Annotated in this window: 17 protein-coding genes and 2 tRNA genes; 8 read left to right on the forward strand and 11 right to left on the reverse strand. The window is 61.9% G+C overall.

Going from position 1 to position 14,760, the window contains the following annotated elements; genetic code table 11:
- The 4 genes from H0W47_RS03905 to hemP all read left to right on the forward strand — a co-directional run.
- On the forward strand, positions 1-325 hold a 325-nt coding region (locus H0W47_RS03905), incomplete at its 5' end, for an energy transducer TonB (protein ID WP_296921026.1).
- Between the two features lie 6 nt (positions 326-331).
- Positions 332-1,045, forward strand: a complete 714-nt coding sequence (locus H0W47_RS03910; protein ID WP_296921029.1) for a MotA/TolQ/ExbB proton channel family protein — start codon at positions 332-334, stop codon at positions 1,043-1,045.
- A gap of 25 nt (positions 1,046-1,070) precedes the next feature.
- Positions 1,071-1,484, forward strand: a complete 414-nt coding sequence (locus tag H0W47_RS03915; RefSeq protein ID WP_296921031.1) for a biopolymer transporter ExbD — start codon at positions 1,071-1,073, stop codon at positions 1,482-1,484.
- Between the two features lie 267 nt (positions 1,485-1,751).
- Entirely contained in the window at positions 1,752-1,907 is a 156-nt protein-coding gene (gene hemP / locus H0W47_RS03920; RefSeq protein WP_296921169.1) for a hemin uptake protein HemP, read from the forward strand.
- A 238-nt stretch (positions 1,908-2,145) separates the two neighbouring features.
- Here hemP and H0W47_RS03925 read toward each other — a convergent pair whose 3' ends face one another.
- A complete protein-coding gene (locus tag H0W47_RS03925; protein WP_296921034.1) occupies positions 2,146-2,553 on the reverse strand; it encodes a heme-binding protein in 408 nt (135 codons plus the stop codon).
- Positions 2,554-2,746: 193 nt separating this feature from the next.
- On the opposite strand from H0W47_RS03925, the gene H0W47_RS03930 reads away from it, so the two are divergent.
- A complete protein-coding gene (locus H0W47_RS03930; RefSeq protein ID WP_296921037.1) occupies positions 2,747-3,436 on the forward strand; it encodes a Bax inhibitor-1/YccA family protein in 690 nt (229 codons plus the stop codon).
- A gap of 66 nt (positions 3,437-3,502) precedes the next feature.
- Here H0W47_RS03930 and rlmD read toward each other — a convergent pair whose 3' ends face one another.
- Positions 3,503-4,993 (reverse strand): 23S rRNA (uracil(1939)-C(5))-methyltransferase RlmD, encoded by a 1,491-nt coding sequence (gene rlmD / locus H0W47_RS03935; RefSeq protein WP_296921040.1) that lies wholly within the window; start codon positions 4,991-4,993, stop codon positions 3,503-3,505.
- A gap of 61 nt (positions 4,994-5,054) precedes the next feature.
- Between rlmD and H0W47_RS03940 the strand changes: the two genes are divergently transcribed.
- Positions 5,055-5,483, forward strand: coding sequence for a VOC family protein (locus tag H0W47_RS03940; RefSeq protein WP_296921043.1), 429 nt, complete (start codon positions 5,055-5,057; stop codon positions 5,481-5,483).
- Positions 5,484-5,588: 105 nt separating this feature from the next.
- On the opposite strand, the gene H0W47_RS03945 is transcribed toward H0W47_RS03940, so the two are convergent.
- The 3 genes from H0W47_RS03945 to surE all read right to left on the reverse strand — a co-directional run bounded on the left by H0W47_RS03945 (position 5,589) and on the right by surE (position 8,238).
- Positions 5,589-6,464, reverse strand: a complete 876-nt coding sequence (locus H0W47_RS03945) for a peptidoglycan DD-metalloendopeptidase family protein (RefSeq protein ID WP_296921046.1) — start codon at positions 6,462-6,464, stop codon at positions 5,589-5,591.
- A gap of 131 nt (positions 6,465-6,595) precedes the next feature.
- On the reverse strand, positions 6,596-7,435 hold the full coding sequence (locus H0W47_RS03950) for a protein-L-isoaspartate(D-aspartate) O-methyltransferase (RefSeq protein ID WP_296921049.1): 840 nt from the start codon (positions 7,433-7,435) through the stop codon (positions 6,596-6,598).
- Positions 7,432-8,238 carry a 5'/3'-nucleotidase SurE gene (gene surE / locus H0W47_RS03955; RefSeq protein ID WP_296921053.1) on the reverse strand — a complete coding sequence of 269 codons (807 nt, stop codon included), beginning with the start codon at positions 8,236-8,238 and terminating at the stop codon, positions 7,432-7,434. The genes H0W47_RS03950 and surE overlap by 4 nt, the downstream gene beginning before the upstream one ends.
- Before the next feature lie 108 nt (positions 8,239-8,346).
- On the opposite strand from surE, the gene H0W47_RS03960 reads away from it, so the two are divergent.
- Complete coding sequence (locus H0W47_RS03960) at positions 8,347-9,321, forward strand: NADPH:quinone oxidoreductase family protein (protein WP_296921056.1); 975 nt, start codon at positions 8,347-8,349, stop codon at positions 9,319-9,321.
- A 123-nt stretch (positions 9,322-9,444) separates the two neighbouring features.
- Complete coding sequence (locus H0W47_RS03965) at positions 9,445-9,885, forward strand: response regulator (RefSeq protein WP_296921059.1); 441 nt, start codon at positions 9,445-9,447, stop codon at positions 9,883-9,885.
- A gap of 55 nt (positions 9,886-9,940) precedes the next feature.
- Here the strand turns inward: H0W47_RS03965 and H0W47_RS03970 are convergent.
- From H0W47_RS03970 to H0W47_RS03995, 6 genes are all read right to left on the reverse strand, one after another.
- Positions 9,941-10,016: transfer RNA gene (locus tag H0W47_RS03970), tRNA-His, on the reverse strand.
- A 53-nt stretch (positions 10,017-10,069) separates the two neighbouring features.
- On the reverse strand, positions 10,070-11,980 hold the full coding sequence (locus H0W47_RS03975) for a SurA N-terminal domain-containing protein (RefSeq protein WP_296921062.1): 1,911 nt from the start codon (positions 11,978-11,980) through the stop codon (positions 10,070-10,072).
- Positions 11,981-12,079: 99 nt separating this feature from the next.
- Positions 12,080-12,155 (reverse strand) — tRNA-Val (locus tag H0W47_RS03980).
- Positions 12,156-12,179: 24 nt separating this feature from the next.
- A complete protein-coding gene (locus H0W47_RS03985; protein WP_188709168.1) occupies positions 12,180-12,452 on the reverse strand; it encodes an HU family DNA-binding protein in 273 nt (90 codons plus the stop codon).
- A gap of 256 nt (positions 12,453-12,708) precedes the next feature.
- Entirely contained in the window at positions 12,709-13,809 is a 1,101-nt protein-coding gene (locus tag H0W47_RS03990) for a tartrate dehydrogenase (protein ID WP_296921070.1), read from the reverse strand.
- 13 nt (positions 13,810-13,822) lie between these two features.
- Positions 13,823-14,746: an alpha/beta hydrolase gene (locus tag H0W47_RS03995; protein ID WP_296921073.1), complete on the reverse strand. Its 924-nt coding sequence runs from the start codon at positions 14,744-14,746 to the stop codon at positions 13,823-13,825.
- Positions 14,747-14,760 lie beyond the last annotated feature (14 nt).

A 14,760-nucleotide genomic window follows, 5' to 3' on the forward strand; every position in this document is an offset into this window, starting at 1 on the left:
GCCCACGCCGCCCGCCCCCCCTGCGCCGCCGCGCACGGTAGAAGTCACCCAGGGCGAAACCGAATACATCCGGCCACCGCGTGTGGTTTACCCCTCGCTGAGCCGGCGCAACGGCGAAACCGGTGTGGTGCTGATCGCGGTGTACTACAACGCCGCCGGCCGCGCCGTGCGTGGCAGTGTCTTCAAATCCAGTGGCTTCGAACGCCTGGACCGCGCCGCCTACGAGGCCGTGATGGCCTCACAGGTCACCCCATTCCGCCGTGCAGGTACCGATGCCCATACCGAGTACCTGCTCAAGGCCCCGATCAATTTTGTTCTGGAGTAAGCAATCATGAATTCACAATTTGGCCTGATGAACGTCTGGACGCAGGGCGACCTGGTCACCAAGGCGGTGGCCGTCCTGCTGATCGGCATGTCGCTGGCATCCTGGATGGTCATCATCATCAAGACCCTGGACCTGCTGAAGTACAAAAAAATCGCGCGCGGCGCAGAGGATTTTTGGCACAGCGAGGACTTCCCCGCCGGCCTGTCCAAGCTCGGCAGTGACCCCGGCAATCCCTTCCGCCAGCTGGCCATCGAGGGCCGCGAGGCAACCGCCCACCATCGCACCACCAAGGCGCACCTGCACGATACGCTGGATGTCAGCGACTGGGTTACACGCAGCCTGCGCAACACCATCGACGAATTTACATCGCGCCTTCAGTCGGGCCTGGCGATTCTGGCCTCGGTGGGCTCCACCGCCCCCTTCATCGGCCTGTTCGGCACGGTCTGGGGCATTTACCACGCGTTGCTGGCGATTGGCACGGCCGGCCAGGCCACCATTGACAAGGTGGCCGGCCCTATCGGTGAGGCGTTGATCATGACGGCGCTCGGCCTGGCAGTGGCAATTCCGGCGGTGCTGGGTTACAACGCGCTGGTGCGCGGCAACAAGGGTGTGCTGCAAAAACTCAACCGCTTTGCGCATGATCTGCATGCCTACTTTGTCACTGGTGCCCGCGTCAGCAACGGCACCTCGGCCAAAGTGGTGCCGATGAAAAAAGCCTGACACCGAAACCGAACGGGACTCAACCATGGCTTTTGGAACACAGGACGACACCGACGATGTCATGAACGAGATCAACATGACGCCCCTGGTTGACGTGATGCTGGTTTTGCTGATCATCTTCATCATCACCGTTCCGGTGATGAAACACGCGGTCAACATCGACCTGCCGCGCGCCACCAACGAGGCGCAGGACAGCAAGCCCGAAACCGTGCGCCTGACGGTGGACGCACAAGGGACCTACTACATCAACGAAGCGCCCATAGCCGACAAGGACCTCGCGCCGCGCTTCCAGACCGCCGCAGCGCAGAACCCGCAGCCTGAACTGCACATCCGCGGCGACAAGGCCGTGCGCTACGAACGTGTGGCCCAGGCCATGGCAGCGGCGCAGCTGTCGGGCCTGCGCAAGATCGGGTTTATCACCGAACCCGACAAGCCCTGACACCAGAGGCCCGCCTGCCATCGCGCGACGCTTGGAGCCGCAAGGAGCCAGGCGTTTTTTGTTTTCCATCTCAAGTCGGGTGGTCAAGTCCAGTCGAAAAACAAAATAAAACACCTTGGTGACTTGACTTTTAATTGCGAATCATTATCATTACCATAACGCCAATCCAATCCACAAACCCCTATCCACCAAGCAATAAACACCATGTCCCTCGCCCTTCACCCGACCACCCTGAGTTTGCCCTCTCGCGCCACTCGTCAGCCAGGGATGGCCACGCCTGCGGCACCGGCGCGCGATGTGTCGGGCAATGTACTGGAAAGCACCGAAATCCTGCGCGGCCAGAAGGCCGTGGAGATCAATCACAACGGCCTGACGTACCGCCTGCAGGCCACGCGCCTGGGCAAATTGATCCTGACCAAATAGGCAGTACGCCACACCCGTTTCATCGTGGGGCGATCCGGGGCCTCAACAGGCCCCACAGATCGTTTTTTGCCAGCCAGACCTGCGCCTTCGGGCACAAGCATTAGCCAGGCTTTTTTTCTCCACACTGCATGCAAAAAGCCGACCTGAAGGTCGGCTTTTTCACGTCAAATCGGGCTCCAGCCCTTGTGCAGCAAGCGCCAGCAGCTATTGATTCAATAGCGTTCAGCGAGGGCGTGGCTTACAGGCCGATGGCTGCCATGCCGGCGCGCGCGATCTGCGCATCTTCGGTGGACTTCACGCCGCTGACGCCGACCGCGCCCAGGCACTGGCCGTCCTTCATGATGGGCACGCCGCCTTCGAGCAGGCCCTTGAGCTCGGGCGCGCTCAGGAAGGACACGCGGCCGCCATTGATCATCTCTTCATAAATGCGGCTTTCACGGCGTCCGAGCGCGGCGGTGTGAGCCTTGGCCGGCGCGATATGGGCCGAGATCGGCGCCGCGCCGTCCAGCCGCTGCAGGTGCAGCAGATGGCCGCCATCGTCGACGACGGCAATTGTCACCGCCCAGTTGTTCTTGAGGGCTTCGGCCGTCGCTGCGGCCGCAATGGCCTGCACGTCGGAAAATTCAAGCACTGCTTTTGATTTCATGTTTTTTTCGGGGTTGTAGGACAAGAGCGCAAGCATACGCAACTTTGGCGCTGTCCAAGGGTCACATTACCACCTTAAAACCTGATAGAACCCTCAAAAAAAGTCGGCAGTGCGCAGGGTTAATCCTTGAAATCTGCCGCAGTCCCCTAAAATGATCTTGCCTGCATATGCTGGCCTCTTGGAGAAGACGCTCATGAATGACAATGTTCAAACCCTTGACCATGGCTACGTTGCCTCTGCCGAGCAGCGCAACCGGGTTTTGCGCAACACCTACTGGCTGCTGGCCCTGAGCATGCTGCCCACCGTGCTGGGCGCCTGGGTCGGCGTTGCCACGGGCATCACCGCCTCGCTGACCGGTGGTCTGGGCCTGATCGTGTTCCTGGGCGGCGCCTTCGGCTTTCTTTACGCGATTGAAAAGACCAAGAATTCCGCCGCCGGCGTGCCAGTGCTGCTGGCTTTCACTTTCTTCATGGGCCTGATGCTGTCGCGCATGATCGGCATGATCCTGGGCTTTCGCAACGGTTCCGAGCTGATCATGACCGCCATGGGCGGCACGGCTGGCGTGTTCTTCGTGATGGCCTCCCTGGCCAGCGTGATCAAGCGTGACCTGTCAGGCATGGGCAAGTGGCTGTTTGTCGGCGCCATGGTCGTCATGGTCGGCGGCATCATCAACGTGTTTGTCGGCTCCACCGCCGGCATGCTGGCCCTGTCGGTGGCTGTGATCGGCATCTTCAGCGCCTACATGCTGTATGACCTCAAACAGATCATGGACGGCGGCGAGACCAACTACATCAGCGCCACCATGCGCCTGTACCTGGACCTGTTCAATGTGTTCCAGGCCCTGCTGGCCCTGCTGGGCATCATGGGTGGTGAGAAAGATTAATTGTCCGCTGCGCTCCAGACGGAAAAAAGGGGCCTTTGGCCCCTTTTCCTTTTCTTTTTCTTTTTTTTAGACGGCGGCCAAATCGAACACGGCGATGGACTCCACATGTGCGGTGTGCGGGAACATGTTGACCACGCCGGCTGAAGTGCAGCGGTAACCCGCATCATTGACCAGCACACCGGCATCTCGCGCCAGCGTCGCCGGGTTGCAACTCACGTACACGATGCGTTTTGGCGGCACCCAGTCGCCCCTCTGCAGGTTTTGCTGCCCACCCGCGTCGTCGCAGGGTACGCCCGTGATGGCCTGCTGGTGCAGCGCGGCCAATGCCTTGAACAGCTCGAACGCACCCTCACGAGGCGGATCGACCAGCCATTTGTCGGCCGCGCCGTCCCGCACCAGCATGCCGGGTGTCATCTCGAACAGGTTGCGTGCTACAAATTTGGTAGCTGCCAGCGTCCGTCCTGCGGGGGCTGAGGCCTGATTTGACAGATAATTTTCACGCGAGCGGGCGACCAGCGCCTCGCTGCCCTCGATGCCCAGCACCTCGCGCGCCTGGGTCGCCAGCGGCAGGGTGAAGTTGCCCAGCCCGCAAAACCAGTCAATCACGCGTTCGTCACGCTGCACATCGAGCAGGCGCAGCGCGCGCGAGACCAGCACCTGGTTGATCTGCGGGTTGACCTGGGTGAAGTCGGTCGGCCGAAACGGCATGGTGATGCCATAAGCCGGCAGCGCATAAGCCAGTTGCTGCGCAGGGTCGCTGACCGGATCGAGCAGCGTCACCGTATCCGGCCCGCCCGACTGCAGCCACCACTGCAGGCCCGGATGGGCTGCCGCAAAGGCGCGCAGCTTCGCGCGGTCGCCATCGGACAGCGGCTCCATGTGGCGCAGCACCAGCGCCGTGATGGCGTCGCCGCAGGCCAGCTCGATCTGCGGCAGGGTCTCCTTCGCGTCCATTGCGCCTATCAGCGCGCGCAGCGGCAGCAGCAGATCGCTGACATGTTTCGGCAACACATGGCATTCGCGAATGTCGGCGACGTAACCGCTTTTGCGCTCATGAAATCCGACCAGCACCTCGCCCTTCTTGCGAACAAACCGTACCGACAGACGCGCGCGGTAGCGGTAGTTCCAGGCCGGACCTTCGATGGGCCGCATCACATTTTCTGCCTTGAGCTTGCCAAGGTGCCAGAGGTTGTCTTCCAGCACACGCTGCTTGACGGCCACCTGCGCTGCCACATGCAGGTGCTGCATCTTGCAGCCGCCGCAGGCCCCGGTGTGCAGGCCGAAATGCAGGCACTGCGGCCGCACGCGCTGCGAGGATTCACGCAGCAGCGCCATCAGCGTGGCTTTCTCGAACGTGGGTTTCTTGCGGTAGACGCTGGCGCTGACACGTTCAAACGGGAGTGCGCCGTCGATGAACACCACCTTGCCGTCCTCACGGTGGGCAATGCCCTGGGCCTCGATGTCGAGCGACTCGACGTTGAGGATGTCGGGCGGATAGTCCACGAGCGGCGTCGCGGGCGCGGATTGTTTCGTTTTGTTCTGTTGTCGTCTGGCCATGCGCCATTGTCTCAGGCTGCGTTACCATTTTCGGCAGGCAAAAGACCAGAAGGAATTGACCATGGAACTGCGGATTTGCATCGACGTTGACGACATGGAACGCGCCATCACGTTTTACACCCAAGGACTGGGGCTTCGATGCGGCCGGCGTTTCCAGAATGCCTTCACGGAGATTCTGGGCGCCAGCAGCCCCATCGACCTGCTGCTCAACGAGGCGGGCACGAAGCCGATCACTGGCAACGTGGCCGAGCGCAGTTACCAGCGCCACTGGACCCCGGTGCACCTGGATTTTGTGGTGGAAGACATCGATGCTGCCGTAGCGCGCCTGCTGGCACACGGCGCCGTGCTGGAAATGCCGGTCTATAAGCGCGCCTGGGGCTGCATCGCCGGCCTGGCCGACCCTTTTGGCCACGGCATCGACCTGCTGCAGTTCACCGGGCGCGGTTATGACGAACTGCTGCAACCACCGCCAACACTATCAAATCAGTAGCTATCCGCGCTTGCTGGACGGGGGCTGGAGCCTGATTTGATCTTGAAAATGCGCGACCCATCAAAAAAGCCCCGCTCGCGGGGCTTTTTCATGGAGGGACCGCGCTTATTTCGGCGGCAGATACTTCGCCGGATCCACCGGCTTGCCCTGGCGGCGGATTTCAAAATGGAGCTTCACGCGGTCGGCGTCGCTGTTGCCCATCTCGGCGATCTTCTGGCCCTTGCGCACCGACTGGTCTTCCTTGACCAGCAGGGTCTGGTTGTGCGCATAGGCTGTCAGGAAGGTGTTGTTGTGCTTGAGAATGATCAGGTTGCCGTAACCGCGCAGGCCGGCCCCGGCATAGACCACGCGGCCGTCGGCCGAGGCAATCACTGCGTCACCGGCCTTGCCGGCGATGTCGAGGCCCTTGTTCTTGGCTTCGTCGAACCCCCCCAGCACCGCGCCCTGCGCCGGCCAGATCCAGGCCACGTCCTCGTCGGTGCCGCTTGCTGCAGGTTTGGATGCGCTGGACGCAGGTGCAGGCGCACTGGCGGCGGGCGCAGGGTTGCCCGGCGTGACTGTGCTGGACGTCACGGGTCGGGCCACCGCCACAGGTTCTGGCGGCACCACGCGCAAGACCTGGCCGACCTCGATCAAATTGGGGTTCTCCAGGTTGCTCCAGCGGCCGATGTCGCGCCAGTTCTGGCCGGTGTCCAGACCGATACGGATCAGCGTATCGCCGGGCTTGACCGTGTAGTAACCGGGTTTGCCGGCGTTTTCGGCGCCAGGCAGCAGCTTGACGCCGGCCGGGTCCACCGCCACCGACGGGGCGCGTGTCATGCCGGTGCCACGGTCTTCGACCGGCGCGCGGCTCAGGCCGGGCGACGAGCTGCAGGCTGCCACCAGCAGCGCGGCGGCGGCCAGCAGGCAGCTCAGAGCCAGCCGAGCGGTGCCCTTGCCACCGCGGTGCTCTTCAGGGGCCGGGGAAGAAAACGCTGCCATGGGAAGCCCTGCTTGTTGATTCATTGATAGGTTCGCCTTTTCCAAATGCCATGAGTGACAGGTGTGACGCTTGGCGCCGGTTTGGGTTCAGGACGGCCAGTGTGCGCAATTTACATGTCTGGCACCCGACCTCAGCTTGTTCCCGATTTTAAAGGCACAAAGTGCACCGCCTCCAGAATCGTCTGAGTGACACCCTGCGCGGTCTTGTCCAGCACCACCAGCGCCTGGGCGCCGCCAGCCCTGCCGGCAATGTGCATCGGCGCGACCAGACGGCCACCGACGGCCAGTTGCTCCACCCAGGCCGGCGGAATCTCCTCGCCGCCCGCCGCCGCAATGATGGCCGCATACGGTGCGCCTTTCGCATAACCCGCCATGCCGTCGCCGAACAGCAGGTGCACATTGGCCAGCCTGAAGGCACGCAGGTTCTCGCGCGCCTTGTCATGCAGGCCGCGCAGGCGCTCGATGCTGTAGACCTCGCTGGCGAGCTGAGCCAGCACCGCCGCCTGGTAGCCGCAGCCGGTGCCTATCTCCAGCACCCGGCCCAGTTTGCCGGACGGACTGCCCGCGCCCTGGCGCAGCAGCTCCAGCATGCGGGCCACCACGTTGGGTTTGGAAATCGTCTGGCCCAGGCCAATTGGCAGGCTGGTGTCCTCGTAGGCCTGGTTGACCAGCGCGGTATCAACAAAACGGTGGCGCTCTACGTGCCCCAACGCGGCCAGCACCTGCGCATCGGCAATGCCCTGCGCTGCCAGCTTCTGGACCATGCGGGCGCGCACCGCGCGTGAATCCATGCCGACACCGCTGGAGATCACGGCTTTAGCCGGAAGTTTGAGATCAAAAAGGCCTGTAGCCCTTTCCGGATGGGCGCGACCAGCTACATTTTTTGTAGCAGACGGGGTGCCGGCGTCAGGCGCCAGACGCACCGGAAAACCCGGGCGTTGGACGGCGGTGGGTTTTGCCGGCGGCTTCATGCAGCCAGCTGCGTTACAGCGCTGTCGTGTGTGAGTTTGGCCGCTGTTTGCGCCCAGTAAGGCAGGCGCTCATGGTCGGTCAGGTCCACCTGCAAGGGCGTGATGGCGACGAAGCCGTGTTTGGTTGCAAAAAAGTCAGTGCCCTCGCCCTCTTCCTTGGCCGGCCCGGCGCCGCCTATCCAGTACATGGTTTCGCCGCGCGGGCTGGTCTGGGTAATCACCCGTTCGGCCGCATGGCGCCGGCCCAGGCGGCAGACCTTGTAGCCTTTGAGCTGCTCGTCAGGCAGGTTGGGGATATTCACATTGAGCAGCCAGGGCGCCACCGTGGGCAATGCCTCTTCGGCAATTTTTTCGAGCGAGGGGGTCAGTTGCTGGACCAAGTCGCGAGCGCGGCGGGCTGCCGCGTCGATGTGGCCCCAACCCTTTTCGGTTTGCGAAAACGCAATGGAGGGAATGCCGAACAGATAACCCTCCATGGCCGCGCCCACGGTGCCTGAATAAATTGTGTCGTCGCCCATGTTGGCGCCGTTGTTGATGCCGGACACCACCAGGTCCGGACGGTAGCCCAGCAAGCCGGTCAGCGCAATGTGCACACAGTCGGCCGGAGTGCCGTTGATGTAGCGAAAGCCGTTGGCCGCCGTCTGCACATACATCGGCGAATGCAGGGTCAGCGCATTCGATTTGGCGCTGTTGTTCTGCTCCGGTGCCACCACCTCCACATCGGCAATGTCCTTCAGGGCTTCGTACAGGGCGATGATGCCGGAGGCCTGGTAGCCATCGTCGTTGCAGATCAGGATTTTCATGCAGCGATTTTACGGTCTCAAGGGTGACAAAGCCGGCCCCCCGCGCGGCCTATTTGCCTTTGCAAGCTCTCTATGATGTGTTCACCTGACCTCAACGGAGACCCCCTCATGCATGCCTGGCTTTGTGAAGACCCCACCGGCGTTGACGCCCTGACCTGGAAAGAACTGCCCACGCCCGAGCCGAAAGCCGGCGAGGTGCGAATCGCCATCAAGGCGGCCAGCCTGAATTTTCCCGACCTGCTGATCGTCCAGAACAAGTACCAGATCAAGCCGCCCCTGCCCTTTGTGCCCGGCTCCGAATATGCGGGTGTGGTCGAAGCCATCGGTGAAGGGGTCAAACACCTGAAGGTCGGGCAGAACGTGGCCTGTCTGTCCGGCACCGGCGGTTTCGGCACCCACACCATCGCACCTGCGGCCCTGTGCATGCCGCTGCCCGACGGTTTTCCGCATGTCGATGCGGCGGCCTTCATCATGATTTACGCCACCTCGCACCATGCGCTGGTGGACCGCGCGCAACTGAAAGCCGGTGAAACCGTGCTGGTGCTGGGCGCCGCCGGCGGCGTCGGCACCTCGGCCATTCAGATCGCCAAGGCCATGGGCGCGAAGGTGATCGCTGCGGCATCAACCGATGAAAAATGTGCGCTTTGCAAATCCATAGGCGCCGACGCCACCATCAACTACAGCACCGAGAACCTGCGCGAAGCCATCAAAATCCTGACCGATGGCAAGGGCCCCGACGTGATTTATGACCCGGTGGGCGGCGAGTTCGCCGAGCCAGCCTTCCGCTCCATCGCCTGGCGCGGCCGCTACCTGGTGGTCGGCTTCGCCTCGGGACCGATCCCGTCGCTGCCGCTGAACCTCACACTGCTCAAGGGCGCCTCCATCGTTGGCGTGTTCTGGGGCGGCTTCGCCAAGAACGAACCCAAAGCCAGCGCCGCAGCCCTGGCCGAGCTCGCACAGTGGTACGCGCAGGGCAAGATCAAACCCGTGATCGACCGCACCATGCCCATGGCCGAACTCAAGGCTGCCTACGCCCACATGGGCTCACGCGGCGTCAAGGGCAAGCTGGTCATGGTCAACTGAGCGGTGGCACGCGCTGCGGCGCGTCGGCAGCACTCAGCGGGGCCAAAGCTATCAGCGAGGGAAACATCTGCTTACGCACACATCTTTTAGGTATATATTGAAAATTCCTACAAGGGGCGGCTCATGAACAAACCGACCATGCTGGTGGTAGAAGACAACCCTGACCACCTGGAATTGACGCTGACAACACTGGAGGCAAACGGTGTGGATCACCACATCGTGGTGGCGCGCGACGGGCAGCAGGCCCTGGACTACCTGATGGGCGAAGGCCAGCACAGTGATCGCAATACCGACCTGCAACCGGAACTGGTGCTGCTGGACCTGAACATGCCAAGGATGAGCGGCTTGCAGGTTCTGGAGCGCATGCGCAACGACCCGCGAACACTTTTTGTGCCGGTGATCATGCTGACCTCGGCCAGCGAACAATCGGACACCGTGCGGGAACTCAAGGGCGGGCTCAACAGCTACACCAGCAAGCCGCTGGACTACGACGAGTTCAAAGCCCGGCTGGAGGAAGTCCGCGAATACTGGCGCACATCCAGCTTCGCGCCCTTGATGTCCTGAGCGCCAGCCGCAAGCGGCCACAAAAAAAGCCCCTCGCAAGGGGCTTTTTGAATACTGGGGTGGCTGATGGGGCTCGAACCCACGACAACAGGAATCACAATCCTGGACTCTACCAACTGAGCTACAGCCACCGAAGCCTCAAATTATAGCGGGAACTGCGCGCGCGTTCGCCCCGGACCTGGCTTTATGCGCCGGCTTTCTGCTCGGCGGGACGGCTCACCTTGATGTCCACCTTGAAGCGTTCTTTGAGGACGTTGTAGTAAGCCAGGCTCTCTGCCGAGGTCCACCACTGCGTGTACTGGGTCTGTTCCTGCTGGGCCTGGGCCGGCGCAGGAGCGGCGCGCGGCAGCACCTTGAGCACCTTGACCACGGCGTAACCCTGGGCGCCCAGATCCACGCCCACCAAGGCCGGCAAGCCCACCGCATCGACACTGAGGGCAGCTTTCAAGGCTTCCGCTGGCAACTGCTGCGCCTGTTCACGCGAGACCACCACCGGTGCAGGCATGGCAGCCGTCGCAGGACTGGCCTTCCAGGCGGCGAGTTTTTCGGCGCCGTCTTTGCGCGCCATCTCGGCGCCGCGCTGCTGCTGCAGCCGCTCGCGGACCCGGTCCTTGACTTCAGCCAGTGGCAGGGCGCGCGCCGCAGTGTAGTGCGTGATACGGCCCGACAGCAGTTGATTGCCGCCCAGATCCACCGCTTCGGTGTTGCGCTTTTTCTCCACAGCATCCGGCGAGAACAGGGCTTCAAGAAATTTGGGGTTGGCCAGTGCGCCGGTAGCCCCAGGGCCAGGCGCACGGGTCAGCTTGCTGGCGGTCCTGAGTTCCAGTTTCAGGCGTTCGGCAATCGGGCGCAGGCTCTCGGACTGCTCATAAACCGCATTGCTGAAGGCTTCGGCCGTCTCTGCAAACTTCTTCTGGGCCTGCTGCTGGCGCAGGTCGGCTTCAAGGGCCGGTTTCATTTCCTCAAAGGTTTTCTGTTTGGGCGCCCGGATGTCTGTCAGCCAGATGATGTGGTAGCCGAACTCGGTCTCCACCACATCGCTGATATCACCCTTCTTCATGCTGAAGGCAGCGTCGGCAAAGGGCTTGACCATGGACTTGCGGGAGAAGAAGTCGAGATCACCGCCGTTGGCTGCCGAGCCGGTATCGCTGGAGTTTTTTCGCGCCAGATCGGCAAATGAGTCGGGCGCCTTTTTGACTGCGGCCAGCAGTTCCCCGGCCTTTTCCTTCGCCTTCTGGCGATCTGCGGCGGGCGCGGAAGCCGGTGCTTCGATCAGGATATGGCTGGCACGGCGCTCTTCATTGCCGGCGAGCTGGGCCGCGTTCTGCTCGTAATAGGTCTTCAGGTCCTGCTCATTGAGGGTGATGCTTTTGGTCACCGCCTCCTGGTTGAGCAGCACGTATTCGATGTCTACCTGCTCGGGTGCCTGGAACAGGGCCTGGTTGGCCTTGTAGAACTGCTCAAGCTCTGCGTCGCTGGGGTTGACGCGCGCGGCATAATCGGCGGTGGTGAAGCGTGCGATCTGTACTTCGCGCTTTTCAAAAAAGGCATTGAGAGACGTGTCCGCCGCCCCCTTGGCCGCGAAACCGCTGCCGGCAATGCCGAGCATGACCTGCCGCGTCGCAAGCTCGGCCCGCAGGCTGGCCTCATAGGCCTCGGGCGTCATGCCCGCCTGCGCAATAAAACCCGCACGGTCGAACTTGCCGTCGGGCAAGCGGAACGATGCGATGGCCTTGTCTTCAGCATAGAGCCGCTGCAGCTTCTGGTCGGGGACGACCAGGCCACTCTGGAAGGCGGCAACCGCAAACACGCGATCACGCACGAGTCGTTCCAGCGAGGCGTATTTGGCTTCGGGTGAGTCCAGCAACTTGGCGTCAATGGACGGCATGGAGGCACGCAGGCGGGTCACTTCGTTCTGGTGGGCCAAGTCCCATTCGGCCTGCGAGATGTCCTGGCCATCGACACGGGCGACGATGGCGGTGTTCTGGTCCGAGCGGTTGTAGCCATCCAGGCCGAACAGCACAAAGGACGGAACAATGAGCAAAAACAGCAAGCCCATCGTGACCTTGGTGTGCTTGCGAATGAATTCAAACATCTCGAACTTCCTGTGCAGCCGGGAACCGGCTTTGATAACAAATTTTTACGCCGCCATCAACGAAAAAGGCGAACCCTCAGTTCGCCTTTGTCCAGTTTCTGGTGGGTGCTGACGGGCTCGAACCGCCGACCTACGCCGTGTAAGGGCGCTGCTCTACCAACTGAGCTAAGCACCCCACCTCAACTTTTAATTCATCGGTTCAGTTCAGGGCGTCCTTGAGCGCTTTGCCTGGACGGAACTTGGGCACCTTGGCTGCCTTGATTTTAATCGCATCGCCGGTACGCGGGTTGCGGCCGGTGCGGGCAGCACGTTTGCCCACGGCGAAAGTGCCAAAACCCACCAGAGACACGGAGCCTCCTTTTTTCAGGGTTGATTTGACGGCGCCAATGGTTGACTCCAGCGCGCGGGTCGCGGCAGCCTTGGAAATGTCAGCATGTTTGGCAATGTGCTCGATCAGTTCAGTCTTGTTCACAAGGAGCCCCTCGTTGATAAAGTTAATCTGGTTGTCTCTGGAAATATCCCCCTGGACACCTGCAAAAAGATGGCAGCGGGAGGCGGCATGTGCAGATCGTCTGCTGCGTCCAATTAGAGCCATGGACTCCAACCGTGTCAAGACAACATCAGATTTTTACAACGTGCGGTGGCGGATTCTAGTCTTTTTTGCGCTTCCCCGCCTGTCCATATGCACACGCAGTAATTCGGGACTCTGCCAGACCAGCCAGTTTGCCTCAGGCGAGTGTCTGCGCAATGGCCTTGCCCAGGTCAGTGCCACTCGCGCTGCCGCCCAGGTCGGGCGTGCGCGGCGCACCGCTCTGGGGACTGAGCACTTGTTCGATCGCTGCGAGCACCGCATCGTGCGCGTCCTTGTGCCCCAGAAACTCCAGCATCATCGCGCCGCACCAGATCTGCCCGATCGGGTTCGCGATGTTACGTCCTGCGATGTCGGGTGCAGAGCCGTGAACCGGTTCAAACAGCGAAGGAAACTTGCGCTCGGGGTTCAGATTGGCACTGGGTGCGATGCCGATGGTGCCGGTGCAGGCCGGACCCAGGTCACTGAGAATGTCGCCGAACAGGTTGCTGGCCACCACCACATCGAAGAAGTCCGGGCGCTGCACAAAGTGGGCGGTCAAGATGTCGATGTGAAACTTGTCGAGCGTAAGGTCGGGATAGTTTTTGGCCATCTCGGCCACGCGTTCGTCCCAGTAGGGCATGGTGATCGCGATGCCGTTGGACTTGGTCGCGCTGGTCAGGTGTTTTTTCGGCCGCGACTGCGCCAGCTCAAACGCGAACTTCAGCACCCGGTCCACGCCAATGCGTGAAAAGATGCTTTCCTGCATCACGATCTCGCGCTCGGTGCCAGCGTACATGCGCCCGCCTATGCTGGAATATTCGCCCTCGGTGTTTTCGCGCACGATGTACATGTCGATCTCGCCGGGCAGGCGCGGGCTGCCGTCGCGACGCACTACTGGCGCAATGATGCCGGGCATCAGGCGCGCGGGCCGCAGGTTGATGTACTGGTCGAACTCGCGGCGGAACAGCAGCAGCGACCCCCAGAGCGACACATGGTCGGCAATTTTTTCAGGCCACCCAACAGCGCCGAAATAGATCGCGTCATGCCCGCCAATCTGGTCTTTCCAGTTGTCCGGCATCATCTGGCCGTGTTTTTCGTAGTAGTCCCAACTTGAAAAATCGAAGTGGTCAAACTGCAGGTCGATGTTGAATTTCGATGCGGCAGCCTCCATCACACGAATGCCCTCGGGCATGGTTTCCTTGCCGATGCCGTCGCCGGCAATGACCGCGATTCTTTTCTTTCCGCCGCTCTTGTTCATGGTGCTTCCTGGTTCAGTGGGTAAAAAAATTCAGTGCTTCGTCCAGCAGCAGGGCCGGCGCTTCTTCAGCAATATAGTGGCCGCAGGGCAGCGCATGTCCCGACACATCGACGGCGCGCTCGCGCCACAGGGGCAGCACGTCAAAACACTGCCCCATCGCGCCGTGTTCGCCCCATAACACCCGCAGCGGCTGGGTCAGCTTGTGGCCGGATGCCACATCGGCGCGGTCGTGGTCAAGGTCGATGCCGGCGGAGGCCCGGTAGTCCTCACAAATGCTTTCGGCCGTTCCCGGAATTTGCACGCAGCGTTCGTACTCGGCCATGGCGTCGGGCGCAAATGCCGCCAGCCCGGCGTGGCGCTTTCCCATGACGCTGCGGATGTATCGCACCGGATCGCTGATGATCAACGCCTCCGGCAAGGGCGGAGGCTGGATCAGAAAAAACCAGTGCCAATAGGCTCGCGCGAAAGCTTGCGAGGTGTTCTCGTACATGGCCAGCGTGGGCGCAATGTCCAGCAGCATCAGGCGCTGGACAGCCGCCGGGTGATCAGCCGCAAGGCGGTGCGCGACCCGCGCGCCACGGTCATGCGCCAGCACCTGGAAGCGCTCGAAGCCATGATGGTGCATCACCGTTATCGCGTCGAGCGCCATGGCGCGTTTCGAATATGTGAGGTGCATGGGATCTGCGCCCGGCCGCGCCGAATCACCGTAGCCGCGCAGATCCATGAGGATGACCGTGAAGCGGCGCGCGAGATCATTCGCGACGCGGTGCCACATCACATGGGTCTGCGGGTGGCCATGGATCAGCAGCAGCGGTGCGCCCTGCCCTCCCCGCAGTGTGTGCAGCGCACCGGCCGGCCCGGAAACAACCGACGGCGTAAACCCTTCAAACAGCAGGCGGGACCTGCTTGCCTTGGTTTGAATCTCTGTGGCGTTCATGTGTGGATGGATTC

This window comes from Polaromonas sp., assembly GCF_013817205.1.
GTDB lineage: Bacteria > Pseudomonadota > Gammaproteobacteria > Burkholderiales > Burkholderiaceae_C > Polaromonas.